11 protein-coding genes and 5 pseudogenes are annotated in these 14178 nt (G+C 55.0%); 2 read left to right on the top strand and 14 right to left on the bottom strand.

The features are described 5' to 3' along the window. The first annotated feature begins 6 nt into the window (after positions 1-6). Together D3H35_RS11845 and D3H35_RS11840 are read left to right on the top strand one after the other, a co-directional pair. Complete coding sequence (locus D3H35_RS11845; RefSeq protein ID WP_119149538.1) at positions 7-666, top strand: biotin transporter BioY; 660 nt, start codon at positions 7-9, stop codon at positions 664-666. A gap of 151 nt (positions 667-817) precedes the next feature. After that, a complete protein-coding gene (locus D3H35_RS11840) occupies positions 818-1420 on the top strand; it encodes a hypothetical protein (protein WP_119149536.1) in 603 nt (200 codons plus the stop codon). 139 nt (positions 1421-1559) lie between these two features. On the opposite strand, the gene D3H35_RS11835 is transcribed toward D3H35_RS11840, so the two are convergent. The 14 genes and pseudogenes from D3H35_RS11835 to recA all read right to left on the bottom strand — a co-directional run bounded on the left by D3H35_RS11835 (position 1560) and on the right by recA (position 14134). Then, entirely contained in the window at positions 1560-2039 is a 480-nt protein-coding gene (locus tag D3H35_RS11835) for a YlbF/YmcA family competence regulator (protein WP_119149534.1), read from the bottom strand. 40 nt (positions 2040-2079) lie between these two features. Next, a pseudogene (miaB, locus tag D3H35_RS33500) lies at positions 2080-3629 on the bottom strand (tRNA (N6-isopentenyl adenosine(37)-C2)-methylthiotransferase MiaB). A gap of 136 nt (positions 3630-3765) precedes the next feature. Then, positions 3766-4343: pseudogene (gene pduL, locus D3H35_RS11825) on the bottom strand (phosphate propanoyltransferase). Positions 4344-4423: 80 nt separating this feature from the next. Beyond that, positions 4424-5290, bottom strand: coding sequence for a 2-oxoacid:ferredoxin oxidoreductase subunit beta (locus D3H35_RS11820; protein WP_119149532.1), 867 nt, complete (start codon positions 5288-5290; stop codon positions 4424-4426). Position 5291: 1 nt separating this feature from the next. Further along, entirely contained in the window at positions 5292-6191 is a 900-nt protein-coding gene (locus D3H35_RS33495) for a hypothetical protein (RefSeq protein WP_267901381.1), read from the bottom strand. Beyond that, the gene (locus D3H35_RS33490) at positions 6136-6336 is read right to left on the bottom strand and encodes a hypothetical protein (protein WP_325050067.1); all 201 of its coding nucleotides are present in this window, start codon (positions 6334-6336) and stop codon (positions 6136-6138) included. The genes D3H35_RS33495 and D3H35_RS33490 overlap by 56 nt, the downstream gene beginning before the upstream one ends. A 231-nt stretch (positions 6337-6567) precedes the next feature. Continuing rightward, positions 6568-7034 (bottom strand): annotated as a pseudogene (locus tag D3H35_RS33485) (2-oxoacid:acceptor oxidoreductase family protein); the annotation flags it as partial. 168 nt (positions 7035-7202) lie between these two features. Next, positions 7203-8149 (bottom strand): annotated as a pseudogene (locus D3H35_RS11810) (dipeptidase). A 133-nt stretch (positions 8150-8282) separates the two neighbouring features. Next, a pseudogene (locus tag D3H35_RS11805) lies at positions 8283-8542 on the bottom strand (stage V sporulation protein S). Positions 8543-9059: 517 nt separating this feature from the next. Then, on the bottom strand, positions 9060-9482 hold the full coding sequence (locus D3H35_RS30340; protein ID WP_147355820.1) for a hypothetical protein: 423 nt from the start codon (positions 9480-9482) through the stop codon (positions 9060-9062). Between the two features lie 28 nt (positions 9483-9510). Continuing rightward, positions 9511-10305 carry a TIGR00282 family metallophosphoesterase gene (locus D3H35_RS11800; RefSeq protein ID WP_119149530.1) on the bottom strand — a complete coding sequence of 265 codons (795 nt, stop codon included), beginning with the start codon at positions 10303-10305 and terminating at the stop codon, positions 9511-9513. Positions 10306-10414: 109 nt separating this feature from the next. Continuing rightward, positions 10415-11956, bottom strand: a complete 1542-nt coding sequence (rny, locus tag D3H35_RS11795) for a ribonuclease Y (protein WP_119149528.1) — start codon at positions 11954-11956, stop codon at positions 10415-10417. 256 nt (positions 11957-12212) lie between these two features. Further along, positions 12213-13013 carry a regulatory protein RecX gene (locus D3H35_RS11790; protein WP_119149526.1) on the bottom strand — a complete coding sequence of 267 codons (801 nt, stop codon included), beginning with the start codon at positions 13011-13013 and terminating at the stop codon, positions 12213-12215. Positions 13014-13078: 65 nt separating this feature from the next. Further along, entirely contained in the window at positions 13079-14134 is a 1056-nt protein-coding gene (recA, locus tag D3H35_RS11785) for a recombinase RecA (RefSeq protein WP_119149722.1), read from the bottom strand. Between the last annotated feature and the right edge of the window lie 44 nt (positions 14135-14178).

Below are 14178 nucleotides of genomic sequence, written 5' to 3'. Positions count from 1 at the left end.
TTGACAATGACTTCATCATCTACGACTTCAACGCTTCATCGAGCGGAATTGACGAATCGCCGCATTAGAGCTACCGTCTTTACGGCGCTTTTTGCAGCGCTCTTCATTGCTGGCAGCTTCATCAAAGTTCCGATCGGTAACTTGATTCCGATTTCCATGCAGAGCTTTGCCGTTATGCTGGCAGGCGGGCTGCTTGGAGCTACATACGGCTTTTGGAGCATCGCTATCGTCGTCGGCCTAACCGCATGCGGCATTCCGCTCATGAACGGCGCAGGCGGACTCGCTCAAATACTCGGACCGACCGGCGGCTTCATCTGGATGTTCCCCATCTCCGCGTTCTTGATCGGCTTCGCAACCGACAAGCTGTTCACGAATCGGCGCAAGCTTGGCCGCAACCGGCAAATCGTCCTTTTGCTAACTTTGTTCCTGTTCGGATCGCTTCTCCTCTATGTAACAGGCGTGCCTTGGTTCATGCACGAAGTGCCCAAATACAGCAATAATCTGTACAGTGCAATGCAAGCCGCAATGTTTTCGTATTTGCCCGGCGACGCCATCAAAGCCGTCGTTGCCACTCTCGTCATTGCGGCGATTCGCCCAGCGCTGCCTGCGCTTCGCCTAACGAAGAAGGCTGCGGCGAAGCGGCCAAGCAAACTCGTCCCGCATTAACTCGAAATCTCCGCATATGCGCTAACTAGGGGCTCCTAACCGGGAGCCCTTTCCTGTATTCCGGCGCGAAGTACAAGCAACGAAACGTGCGACGGAATAAGATAGACCATCTGTGCCATTCTTACTGATTGAAGGAGCGTGCCGTTCCCGGATGACAACCGATCGGATCGATCTTGTTGCAGCAAGTATACCTCCGAACAGCTTGTACCTCACCTTGAATTTTTCGGGCGGCCAATCGGCCTTGTCTCTTATTCCCGAATCCCCCTCAATCGTCTTAAAGCATGGCACATTAAAGCACACCGTCTCGATTGCCAAGCTCGAGGACAGAGAGTGCGTTGCCGACTTTCTCGAAATAAATCCGCTGACTGCCAAGAAGCTCGGTTTGACGCCGAATCGTCGATATGAGATAAACTACTCGGCCGCGAACCGAACTCTTACCCTAACCTCTTCACCTGTCAGCTTGGCCAATGGCGTTATTTTGTCATCACCGAAATTAGGAATGGGAACCGTTAGCATCGGCTATGAGCTGCTGGCGCGTCTTGGCATTCCTGAGCGAAGAGGCTTCCCCCTTCGATTGCAGCTAGGCTCTCAAAAATTCAACCTGCGCTTATTCGTTCCGACAAACTTGGACGAAAATCGACTAACGCTCTCATCCTATTGGGCAAAGAAGCTTCAACTCGTTTCCGGGCATTCCTATTCCCTGCGATATGACCAACGAACTTCCACGATTGCCATTGTCGCCAGATCGGGCTAAGGGCGGTACGAGGCTTATAGTCGATGAATTTCCCTATCCATAAGATAAAGAGCATCTGCCGTCCGCGCTTCAACGGAGGAGGATGCTCTTTCATCGTTCTTGCTTGCAAAATAGGAATGTGCGCCGAGCGCAGTCGAAGCTAATCGCTGCACTCCTCCGACTCTTCCAGCTTCGTTGCCGCTTCGACGTCCAGCTTCTCCGCGACGGTATCGCGAATGACGGAAACGATCGATTGCAGCAAGTAGTTCACGTCCACCTGGCTTTGCTGGAATTGTCTAACGATCGGCATTTCGTCCAGCTCGTCTTGAAGAGCATCGATTTCCTTCTCGATCTTCTCCGCCATAGCCGCATTCTTGAACGTATTCTGGAAGGCGACAAGCTCTTTTTGCTTCTTCTTCAGCAGAGCAATCGTCGACTGAACCTTCTCGTGTCCTTGAATGATCCGCTCGGACTTCTTGTACATATCGACTTCTTCGGAAGTCGTAATGAGCTGGGCCAGCTCCTTCGCGCGGGCCATAATATCTTCCCGGACGATCAAATCCCGGTTATCGAACACCGGCACGGAACAGCCTTCTCCGTGCTCATGATCGTGATCGTGGTTATGTGCATGTGCCGACATTGATCTTTATCCTCCGTTCAACTATCCTGCTTGGCTTGTTTTATCCTGCCGCGACGGCCGAATCCACAACTTCACCGCGAATATACCACGTTTTGGATTCCGTGACGCGTACTTGCACGAATTGACCGATCCATTCCTTCGGACCTTCGAAATGAATGAGCTTGTTCGTTCTCGTCCGTCCTGAGAGGACTTCGGCGTTATTTTTGCTCTCGCCTTCCACTAGAACTTCGACGATTTGGCCTTCCATCTCGCGATGACTTTCGTAAGACAGCTCGGCGATTAGTGCATTCAATCTCGCCAGACGTTTCTTCTTCGTCTCCGCCGCAACGTCGTCCACCATGCCGGCGGCCGGCGTTCCTTCGCGTGGCGAGTATATGAATGTATACGCCGATGCGAATCTAGCTTCCCGAACGAGCGTAAGCGTCTCTTCGAACTGCTCTTCCGTCTCTCCGGGAAATCCGACGATAATGTCGCTCGTAAGAACCGCATTCGGAACGGCTGCGCGAATTCGGCGAACCAGATCCAGGAAATGCTCGCGCGAATATTTGCGGCTCATTCGCTTCAGTATTTCCGTGCTGCCCGATTGCACCGGCAGGTGGATATGCTCCACCAGGTTGCCGCCTTTCGCCAACACTTCGATCAGATGATCGTCGAAATCCCGCGGGTGCGACGTCGTGAAACGAACGCGCGGAATATCGATTTTGCGAATGTCGTCCATCAAATCCCGAACCGGTATTCGCGATCCGCGAAGTCCTTGCCATAAGCGTTCACGTTCTGGCCGAGCAGCGTAATCTCCCGGAACCCTTGGCGCGCCAGCTCTCTCACTTCCGCGATGACGTCCTCCGGCAACCGGCTGCGCTCCTTGCCCCTCGTATATGGCACGATGCAGTACGTACAAAACTTGTCGCAGCCATACATGATATTGATCCAGGCCCGAAGCCCTTCGCGCTTCTTCGGCAAGTTCTCGATTATGTCGCCTTCCTTGGACCACACCTCGACGACCATTTCTTTATTAAAATGCGCGTCTTGGAGCAAATACGGCAACCGGTGGATGTTGTGCGTCCCAAAAATAAGGTCGACGAACGAATGCTTCTGCATGATCCGGTTCACGACGGCCGCTTCCTGGGACATGCAGCCGCAGACGCCCAGCACAAGATCCGGCTTCTCCAGCTTGAGCCCCTTCAGATGGCCGAGCTCTCCGAACACCTTATCCTCCGCGTTCTCGCGAACCGCGCAAGTATTGAGCAGAATAACGTCGGCTTCGCGGCGGTCGTCCGTCGCCGTATAGCCCATTTCCTCGAACAGTCCGCGCATAATCTCGGTATCGTGCTCGTTCATTTGGCAGCCGTAAGTCGTGATGAGATATTTTTTCCCGTATCCGAGGGTACGAAGCGTTTCGGGCACGGCGGTATCGTAGTGGACCTGAATGTTCTCTTTGCCGCGCTGCTTCTCCTGCCGGTAGTCCGGCTCGGAAATAATATGGATATCCCGTCCGTTCAGACGGAACGTACGTCCGTGCTCGTCCTCGGAAATCACTTTGGCGCCGGAGAAATCGAAATATTTGCTATAATCTTTGCTCTCGCCCGCCATTTCAATTCCTCCCTGCAAGTGTCAATCCTTCGTATTATAGCACGAACTCGGCGGGCATGCATCAGCGTCATTCGAGTCCGATTTTTCGCCGCGGCGGCCGATTCGTTCCCTGTTCCGAGCCGCCTCGCGTGCATTGTTAATCGACGATTTCCGCGAAATCGCCGGTCGATACCCCTGCCGCGTTGCCTTCGTCCGTATCGATATGCATGTCCAACGCAAAATGCTCCGACACGCGGGCCAGAACCTGCTCGAACACGACGCCTCGCTCTCCGCCTACCTTTACTCGGAGCAGCTGCTTGTCCGCAATTCCCCACTTGGCCGCATCCGAGCTATGAAAATGGATATGGCGAGCCGCCACGATGACGCCCCGCTCTACCGTTACTTCTCCAGCAGGGCGACAATTCTCATACCGGGTGTTCCTTCCGTTATTCCCGACTCTCTGACCGGGGGCTGAAGGCCGAGAACGAATGCGTCCGTACGCGACACTTCAAGCTGCGTAGCCGATCTTGCAGGCCCTAATATTCGTACTTTAGCGAAGGAGCCCTTCGGTCCAAATACGGCGACAGTCTCGTTCGCGGCGAATTGTCCGGGCTGCGACAGCGGCTTCATTTCCGTCAGCCGAGCTCCTTGACCGAACAAAATCTCGATATGCTCCTGAGTCAAATGAATATGGCGAGCCGATACGCCCACCGGCACTTTTTTCGGTTCCGACACTTCCAATCCTCCCTTTCTATCCCCAGTATAACGCAAGAGACGCACGGGACAAACCCGTGCGCCTCGCCAAAAAACGAATGTTATCTGAACTCTTTGACCAGCTTGTCGAACTCTTCGCGGGTCAGCTCCAGGCTCTGCTTCGCGAGGCCTTGCTCTTTGAAGCCGACGGCGAGATCCTCGTACGGCTTGCGAACCTTGTCCTGATAGATAAGTCCCGTCAGCAAGCCGTTCGTCTCCATAATCTTGTTCATCGCAGCCATTCGATTGGACGGATCGTGCTCCGGGAATTGATCCAGGTTGACGACATGCTCCTTAAACCATTCGTACGTGTTCACTTTATTGAAAGTAACGCACGGGCTGAACACGTTAATGAGTGAGAACCCTTTGTGCTTGAGCCCTTCCTCGATCAGCATCGTCAATTGCTTCAGATCGCTGGAGAACGATTGGGCCACGAACGTAGCGCCTGCAGACAGTGCGATTTCGAGCGGGGACAGCGTCGTCTCGATCGAGCCTTCCGGCGTCGATTTCGTCTTGAACCCCTCAGCGCTCCGAGGCGAAGTCTGGCCCTTGGTCAAGCCGTAAATTTGATTGTCCATGACGATGTACGTCACGTCCAGGTTGCGGCGAATCGCGTGGACCGTATGTCCCATGCCGATTGCGAAGCCGTCGCCGTCGCCGCCGGAGGCAATAACCGTCAGCTCGCGGTTCGCCAGCTTCACGCCCTGCGCAATCGGAAGCGCCCGGCCGTGAATGCCGTGCAAGCCGTATGCGTTAATATATCCGGAAATCCGACCGGAGCAGCCGATGCCCGAAATAACCGCAAGCTGCTCGGGTTCGAGGCCGACGTTGGCCGCCGCCCGCTGAATGGCCGCTTGTACGGAGAAGTCTCCACAGCCCGGGCACCAGTTCGGCTTCACATTATTGCGAAACTCTTTGAATGTAGCCATCTTAATTCAGCTCCTTGCAGGCGTTGTAGACTTCCGAAGGCAGGAACGGCGTTCCGTCGTATTTCAGAACGTTCTTGATTTTGTCGTGGGCGCCGATGTTTTGCTTGATCAGATTCGCAAGCTGTCCCGTCGCGTTGTTCTCCAGAACGATGACCTGCTTGGCCGCCGACAAGTGCGGCTCCAGCATTTCGCTCGGGAACGGGAACATTTGGCGGACCGTAATATGGTTCGTCTTCACGCCTTCTTTGGCAAGCCGGCTGCGCGCTTCGTCGATCGTGCCTCCTGTCGAGCCCATCGCCACGATCAGCAGCTCGGGACTTTCGTTAGGAGCATCGACCTTAATCGCGTTCGTCACGCGCAAGGAAGCGATTTTGCCCAACCGTTTGTCCATCATTTTTTTGCGATTGATCGCGCTTTCGGAAGGACGCCCTTCCTGATCGTGCTCGACCCCGGTTACATGATGGATGCCGTTCTTCGCGCCCGGAAGCACACGCGGGGAAATACCGTCATCCGTCAGCTCGTAGCGTTTGAACAGCTTATGGTCTTCGAGCGCAGGCAGCTCTTCGGTGATTAGCTTGCCGCGATTGATGCGAATCGAATCGAAGTCAAGCTCTTCGCACGACTGCTTGCCGAGCGAAAGCTGCAAATCGGTCGCAATAATGACGGGAATTTGATATTCTTCGGCCACGTTGAACGCTTCGATCATATCGTAGAAGCATTCCTCGATCGTGCTCGGAGCGACGACGACCTTCGGGATCTCCCCGTGCGTCCCGTAGATGAGAGCGTTAATATCGGACTGCTCTTGCTTCGTCGGAAGACCCGTCGATGGGCCGCCGCGCTGCGTGTCAACGATGACAAGAGGGGTCTCGGTCATACCCGACAAGCCGATCGCTTCCATCATGAGGGCGAGTCCGGACCGCCGAAGCGGTCATTGTGCGGACGCCGGCGTAGTTCGCGCCGATCGCCATCGTAACCGCGGCGATTTCATCCTCGGTCTGAACGACCGTTCCGCCGAACTTGGGCAGCTTCTTGATCAAATATTCCATGATTTCGGAAGCCGGAGTAATCGGGTAAGCCGACATCAGACGGCAACCGCCCGCTACCGACCCGAGTCCCATCGCTTCGTTGCCGATCATGAACAGCTTCTGCTTGCCGTCGGCCGGCTCGAGCTTGAATTCTTCCAGCGGTCCGCCGGCTTGTTCGAGCACGAATTCCCCGCCGCGTCGCACCGCTTCGATGTTTTTCTCGACAATGGCTGCGCCTTTGCGTCCAAACTCTTCTTCAACCGCTTTGTTGAACACTTCCATCGGCAAGCCAAGAAGCGCCCAAGATGCGCCGGACGCCACCATGTTCTTCATAAGCGAAGTTCCCAGCTCTTCGGCGATCGCCGTAATCGGCACCGCGAACAAGCGCGCATCGATGCCTTCGGGATCGTCGGGGAAAATTTCGCGTCCGCAACGACAACGCCGCCTTTGCGAAGCTCTCCCGCGTTCAAATCGATGCTTTCTTGGTCGAAGGCGACCAGAATATCCAGGTCGTCCGATATCGCGCGAATCGGCTTCGTGCTGATTCGAATCTTGTTGTTGGTGTGGCCGCCCTTGATCCGCGAGGAAAAATGACGATACCCGTACAGGTAGTAACCCAGACGGTTGAGCGCCGTAGAGAAAATACGATCCGTACTTTCGACGCCTTCCCCTTGCTGGCCGCCAATTTTCCATGACAGTTGACTGATCACAGTGCCCATCTCCTCTTGACTATATGCTTCGACAATTTTTCGAAAATTAATTCTCTTTATTAGCCATATAAATTTTATGATTGAATACTGTTAAATGCAAGTTAAATCGTCCTATGGCACGTATAATTCTTTTCGATGAAATCCATAAGGAAATTAGATACTTGACAGCCGGACAATTCACTTAGGCAGATTCTTCTCTAGAAAACGAATAGCGTTTCTTCCGAGCATTCCTCTGACGAGCTCTTCCGGGTACCGCCGTAAAAGCGCTTCCGCGAATCCGGGGTAACAGGCTGGATTTTCCAGCCCGACGATGTGGCGGTCGATACCGTCGAAGTCCGAGCCGAACGCGATATGTAACGCTCCTCCAAGCTCGCATACATGCTCGACATGGCGCAGCAAATCGTCTACGGTCGCCTTCTCCTTGTCCGTCGCGAACCAAGGAACGAACGTCAGTCCGATGAGCCCGTCCGCCACGATAAGCGCCCTGATTTGCTCGTCCGTCAAATTGCGGGGTGATTGCGAATTTCCCTGGCGTTGGAATGTGAGGCGAACAGCTTGCTGTCCCCGGCCTCCGCAAGCTCCCAGAACCCTTTGTCGGACAAATGCGATACGTCGATAATAATTCCAAGCTGCCTGCATTCCTCCACAAGCTGCTTGCCTGCTCTGGTAAATCCTCCTCCGCGGGGCTCCATCGCCCCGTCGCAAGCCCAATTGGCATGGTTCCAGGTCGGACCGAGAAGCCGCAAGCCCAGCCTGAACAACAAGCGAAGCGCCCACAGGCTGCCCTGCAAGGAATCCGCGCCCTCTAGAGAGAATACGGCTGCGATTTTCCCTTCCCGCTCGGCCTGGCTCAAATCGGAAGATCGCAGCGCGAGCTTTATATCCGGATGAGCGTTTATTTGACTGTGAAAAAGCTCGGCTCCGCGAAAAAGAGTTTCCGGCGTATGAGGCAGCGAATCCGCCACGTACAAAGGAAACACTTGCAGAATGATACCGCCCGTCTTCAACCGCTCGGGCGTTGCATCGAATCGGGCCAGCGACTTTTCCGAGTCGGACCATATCCATCCGGGATTCTCCAGCAATTTGCTGATCACATCCGCGTGCAAATCGGCTACACCGTACATCGTATCCCTCCATCGGCATTCTCAAACCATCCGAGACAGGCACAAAAAAACCTGTTTTCGTCAGAGATGCCGCCCGCTCGGCGAAGTCACCCTGATAAAACAGGTCATCTCTTTTACTCAACAGCTTCTTTCGTTAGCGCGGCTCGACAATCAGCTTGATGGCCGTACGATCCTCTCCGTCGATGACGATATCCGTAAACGCGGGATACAGATCAGGTCAACCCCGCTTGGCGCGACGAACCCGCGAGCGATCGCCACCGCTTTGATCGCCTGGTTAAGCGCCCCGGCTCCGATGGCTTGCAGCTCGGCATTACCGCGTTCGCGTAATACGCCTGCAAGAGCCCCTGCAACGGAATTTGGATTGGACTTTGCGGAAACCTTTAATACTTCCATGACCAGTTCCTCCTCGGGAACAAAGGATGGGCCCACTAACCTATAATTATTCGGTAGACCGGGTAATAATTCCTTCTTTATCCCGAGGCTCAGACGCCGTTTATTGCTTAAATTTTCAAATAATTATCGGTTTCAACCGCTGAAATTTCGATATTCTCCGATCATTTGTCAATTATGGAAGAAAAAAGACCGCCTAAACTGACCCTCGCGGGTCTTCCGGGCGATCCTTTTGTACAAAATCGATTAACCCGCCCACAACTGGCTAATTCCTCCGAAGGTGCGTCCACGGAACCCATAGCCCAACTACAGCCGGTTATTTCCTCCGAACGTGCGCACACGGAACCCATAGCCCAACTACAGCCGGTTATTTCCTCCGAAGGTGCGCACACGGAACCCGTAGCCCATCTACAGCCGGTTATTTCCTCCGAACGTGCGCACACGGAACCCGTAGCCCAACTACAGCCGGTTATTTCCTCCGAACGTGCGTCCACGGAATCCGTTGCCCAACTACAGCCGGTTATTTCCTCCGAACGTGCGTCCACGGAACCCATAGCCCAACTACAGCCGGTATTTCCTCCGAACGTGCGTCCACGGAACCCGTAGCCCATCTACAGCCGGTTATTTCCTCCGAACGTGCGTCCACGGAATCCGTTGCCCATCTACAGCCGGTTATTTCCTCCGAACGTGCGCACACGGAACCCGTAGCCCAACTACAGCCGGTTATTTCCTCCGAACGTGCGTCCACGGAACCGGTAGCCCATCTACAGCCGGTTATTTCCTCCGAACGTGCGCACACGGAACCCGTAGCCCAACTACAGCCGGTTATTTCCTCCGAACGTGCGTCCACGGAACCGGTAGCCCATCTACAGCCGGTTATTTCCTCCGAACGTGCGCACACGGAACCCGTAGCCCAACTACAGCCGGCTAATCCCGCCGCCATACAAACGCTCACCCGGCCATCGGACCGCTCAAGTCGCGATCCACGAGTCTTCGTCTACTCGGATTAGGCGAACCTGCTTCGCTTTTCCCGTCGTTTCGTCGATGTCGACAAAAACTCCGCTGAGCACCCATTTCCCTTCCGCAACAGTGAAGCGCGCGGGAAGCCCATTCATGAACTTACGGACAACCGTGTCCTTGTCCATCCCCAGCACCCCGTCCCGCGGGCCGGTCATACCGGCGTCGGTCACGTAGGCGGTGCCTTCCGGCAAAATGCGGTCATCGTTCGTCTGCACATGGGTATGCGTCCCGACGACGAGAGAAGCGATCCCGTCGAGATGCCAGCCCATAGCGATCTTCTCGCTCGTCGCTTCTGCATGGAAATCGACCAGAACGCATTTCGTTTTTCTGCGAAGCTCAGTCACGAGCTCCTCGGCAGCCAGGAACGGACATTCCGATGGCGGCAAAAACGTACGTCCGATCAGATTGACGACGCCGAGTTCCTTGCCGTTCGCCTTCACGATCATGCTTCCGCGCCCAGGAGTTCCCGGGGCCAGATTGGCGGGCCGAATCATTCGTTGTTCATCATCGATAAATTCGAAAATTTCGCGATTGTCCCAAGTATGGTTGCCCATCGTAATGCCATGCACGCCCCACTCGAACAGCTCGCGAGTAATCGCCGCATTAATGCCCCGGCCTCCCGCCGCATTCTCGCCGTTGGCGATAATGATGTGCGGCTGGTACTTCTCGCGCAGCCACGGCAGCAGCCTCTTTACCGTGTCGCGTCCCAAATTGCCGACGATATCGCCGATGAATACCACTTTCATTGTCGTTCCTCCCGCTCAGGCCGTAGCTTGTATCTTATGGATCGTCAGAAAAGAAAGAAGTGGCCGCCAACGACGCAGCCACTTCTCAGCCTTCCCTGCATTAACGAACTTATTTCGCGTATTCGACCGCGCGCGTTTCCCGAATAACCGTAACCTTGATATGTCCCGGATAATCGAGTTCTCCCTCGATCTTCTTCGTGATGTCGCGCGCCAGACGGAACGCTTCGGTGTCATCGATCTTCTCCGGCTGTACCATGACGCGAACTTCGCGTCCGGCTTGAATCGCGTAGGACTTGTCGACGCCTTCGAACGATTCGGAAATCTCCTCGAGCTTCTCCAGACGACGGATATACGTCTCGAGAGTTTCGCGGCGCGCGCCCGGACGGGCTGCGCTGAGCGCGTCGGCCGCGCCGACGAGCATCGCGATAACCGAGGTCGCTTCGCAATCGCCGTGGTGAGAAGCGATACTGTTAATGACGACCGGGTGCTCTTTGTATTTTTTGCCCAATTCTACGCCAATCTCAACATGCGAACCTTCCACTTCGTGGTCGAGCGCTTTGCCGATATCGTGCAGCAAGCCGGCGCGTTTAGCTAGTGTGACGTCTTCTCCAAGCTCCGCGGCCATCAGTCCGGTCAAATACGCTACTTCCATCGAGTGCTTCAACACGTTCTGTCCGTAGCTCGTCCGGAACTTCAATCGGCCGAGAATTTTGATTAAATCCGGATGCAGGCCGTGCACGCCTACCTCGTAGGTAGCTTGCTCGCCGTATTCCCGGATTCGCTCGTCCACTTCCTTGCGGGACTTCTCCACCATTTCCTCGATGCGAGCCGGGTGAATCCGGCCGTCCGCCACGAGCTTCTCCAGAGATGTCCGCGCGATTTCGCGGCGAATAGGGTCGAAACCGGAGAGGATGACGGCTTCCGGAGTATCGTCGATAATTAGATCGATACCGGTGAGCGTCTCCAAAGCCCGGATATTGCGGCCTTCCCGGCCGATGATACGGCCCTTCATCTCTTCGTTCGGCAACGCGACGACCGATACGGTCGTCTCCGCCACATGATCTGCGGCGCAACGTTGAATGGCGAGAGAAATGATGTCGCGCGCCCGCTTGTCGGCTTCTTCCTTCGCTTGCTGTTCGATTTCCTTGATCAGTTGTGCGGTCTCTACGCGTACTTCTTGTTCGACCGTGGATAGAATCAGCTGTTTCGCGTCCTCCATCGACAGGTTGGAAATACGCTCGAGCTCCGTAAGCTGCTGCTTGTGCAGCACCTCTACCTGATCCTGAATTTCCTCGACTCGTTTCTCTTTGTTGGCTACTTGTTCTTCTTTGCGCTCCAACGCTTCAAGCTTACGGTCAAGCGACTCTTCCTTCTGCAACAGCCGCCGTTCCTGGCGTTGAATTTCGTTGCGGCGTTCGCGAACCTCGCGTTCCGCCTCGTTACGAAGCTTATGCACCTCGTCTTTAGCTTCCAGCACCGTTTCCTTGCGGATCGCTTCCGCTTCTTTCTTGGCGCTTTCCACGATCTGCACAGCAGCTTGCTCGGCACTGGAAATTTTGGCTTCCGCTATCGATTTGCGTACGACATAACCGATCCCAAAGAAAACTGCGCCAACAACGAGTACGATCAAGATCCAGAAAATGGGATCCATGGTCTCACCTCCTCGTTGCATCGCCAAAGCCGTCGCTTGGGATACTTATGAAATTGTTGTTGCTCGTTACGGTTTTTAAACCGCTTCAATTCGTTGATTAGGTAAAAAGGGTCGAAAAAACTCGTTCCGAATCATTTTTTGGAAGGGAAAAGGGTTCGGAAAGAATGATGGAATACAACGTCATTGTATCTTTTGCGAAAATGGGTTGTCAAGCAACGCTGGTTCAAGTGCCTTAAGCATCTTTTTTCTGCCTGCGTTACTCCCAACTCTCGATCCCCATGTCGTCCGCGTCGACTTCATCGTCATCCCGGCCAGACTCTTCGTCGCGCAAGGCGGCTTCGTCGACCGCTTGCCTGACGACGCCCATCGGATAGCCTCTCCTTAGCAAAAAAGCGATCAGCTTATGCTTCCTGTTCCGGTAGTCTCCCTTCGTCAGCGGCCAACGTTTGTGAGCAAGCTCGATGGCGGATTGCCGCTCGACTTCGCCGCTCAACTCGCCCACCGCTTCATCCGCGTCCGCCTTGCCGATTCCCCTCTGGATGAGCTCTTGACGAATAAGCCGCCTGCCCTTGCGCTGGGATACCGCACGCTGCTCCGCAAATCTCTTGGCGAACGCGGTATCGTCAAGCATTCTCCTGGAATGAAGCCGTTCTATACAGCCATCGATAACGGTTGGCTCGAACCCTTTGCGCTTCAGCGCGAGCGCAAGCTCTTTGGATGAGCGCGCTTTGCGCTCAAGAAAACCTAGCGCCGATCGATACGCCTCTTCCTTCTCTTCCTCGCGCTTTAGCTCGGTCCACTCTTCGCCTGTCAATCGACGCCCCTTCAGCAGCCGCCAACCGATCAGCGTATCCTCGTGCACTGTTACGAAAGTCTCAAGCTCGGCGGCTGAGGAGCCTGTCGTGACCTCTGCGTCCGTCCCATATTCGGCCTCGTCCGATTGAGCCGGCTTTTCCAGCCGCAAAGCGATCCGATACATACCCGGCCGCTTCGGATGAGCTTCCAGCGACAACACCTCCGCTCCGATGACTTCAATTTCTCTCATCGGCTGAAGCATCTTATTTCCCTCCCCAAGTAAAAACAAATAGCGGCAACAATCTGCCGCTATCGTCAATGTGCTTCTTATTCGTCGGATCCGAACTCGCTATCTTCCTCTTCGTCTTCGGAGAGGGCTCCTGGCGAAGCGACAGCCGCGGAAGACAGGCTTGCGTCGCGAATTTGCTTCTCGATTTCCCAAGAAAGCTCCTTGTTGTCCTTAAGCGTTTGCTTCGCGTTTTCCCGGCCTTGGCCGAGACGTTCGCCGCTGTAAGAGAACCAGGCGCCGCTCTTCTGAACGATATCGAGCTCCACTCCGATATCGACAATGCTGCCTTCCTTGGAAATTCCTTCGCCGTACATGATGTCCACTTCTGCCTGCTTGAAAGGAGGAGCGACTTTGTTCTTCACGACCTTGATCCGCGTCCGGTTGCCGATGACGTCGTTCCCTTGCTTGATCGACTCGATCCGGCGAACGTCGAGACGTACGCTGGCGTAGAACTTCAACGCGCGACCGCCCGGCGTCGTCTCCGGATTGCCGAACATGACGCCGACCTTTTCCCGGAGCTGGTTGATGAAGATGGCGATCGACTTCGACTTGCTGATGGCGCCGGACAGCTTCCGCATCGCCTGGGACATGAGACGGGCCTGCAGGCCGACGAACGAATCGCCCATGTCGCCTTCGATTTCGGCTTTCGGCACGAGAGCCGCTACGGAGTCGACGACGATAATGTCGACTGCGCCGCTGCGAACGAGCGCTTCCGCGATTTCGAGCGCTTGCTCGCCGGTGTCCGGCTGAGACAGCAGAAGCTCGTCGATGTTGACGCCCAGCTTGCTTGCATAGAGCGGATCGAGCGCGTGCTCCGCGTCGATGAATGCCGCTTGACCGCCGGAGCGCTGTACTTCCGCGATCGCGTGAAGCGCGACCGTTGTCTTACCGGACGATTCCGGTCCGTATACTTCGATAATCCGTCCGCGAGGAAATCCGCCGATTCCGAGCGCGATATCCAAAGCCAGCGATCCGCTGGAATACGTTTCGACTTTCATTTGGGCGTTCTCGCCCAGTTTCATTACGGAGCCCTTGCCGAATTGCTTCTCAATCTGGCGCAATGCCATTTCTAATGCGGCGCGACGATCGGACAACACACCCACATCCTTATCTGTTTTATAGTTTGATCATACCATTG

The organism is Cohnella faecalis (genome assembly GCF_003570905.1).
In the GTDB taxonomy this organism is placed as follows: Bacteria; Bacillota; Bacilli; order Paenibacillales; family Paenibacillaceae; genus Cohnella; species Cohnella faecalis.
Note: the sequence above shows the minus strand (reverse complement) of the source record. Positions and strands in the feature narration are given on the sequence as shown.

Bases quoted from the DNA above. Each gene is read 5' to 3' on its own strand.
- D3H35_RS30340 (WP_147355820.1), bottom strand. From the start codon at position 9,482: ATGGCGGCGGGATTAGCCGGCTGTAGTTGGGCTACGGGTTCCGTGTGC.
- D3H35_RS33495 (WP_267901381.1), bottom strand. From the start codon at position 6,191: ATGATGGAAGCGATCGGCTTGTCGGGTATGACCGAGACCCCTCTTGTC.
- D3H35_RS11800 (WP_119149530.1), bottom strand. From the start codon at position 10,305: ATGAAAGTGGTATTCATCGGCGATATCGTCGGCAATTTGGGACGCGAC.
- D3H35_RS11820 (WP_119149532.1), bottom strand. From the start codon at position 5,290: ATGGCTACATTCAAAGAGTTTCGCAATAATGTGAAGCCGAACTGGTGC.
- D3H35_RS11835 (WP_119149534.1), bottom strand. From the start codon at position 2,039: ATGTCGGCACATGCACATAACCACGATCACGATCATGAGCACGGAGAA.
- D3H35_RS33490 (WP_325050067.1), bottom strand. From the start codon at position 6,336: ATGGAATATTTGATCAAGAAGCTGCCCAAGTTCGGCGGAACGGTCGTT.
- D3H35_RS11840 (WP_119149536.1), top strand. From the start codon at position 818: ATGACAACCGATCGGATCGATCTTGTTGCAGCAAGTATACCTCCGAAC.
- rny (WP_119149528.1), bottom strand. From the start codon at position 11,956: ATGGATCCCATTTTCTGGATCTTGATCGTACTCGTTGTTGGCGCAGTT.
- D3H35_RS11790 (WP_119149526.1), bottom strand. From the start codon at position 13,013: ATGCTTCAGCCGATGAGAGAAATTGAAGTCATCGGAGCGGAGGTGTTG.
- D3H35_RS11845 (WP_119149538.1), top strand. From the start codon at position 7: ATGACTTCATCATCTACGACTTCAACGCTTCATCGAGCGGAATTGACG.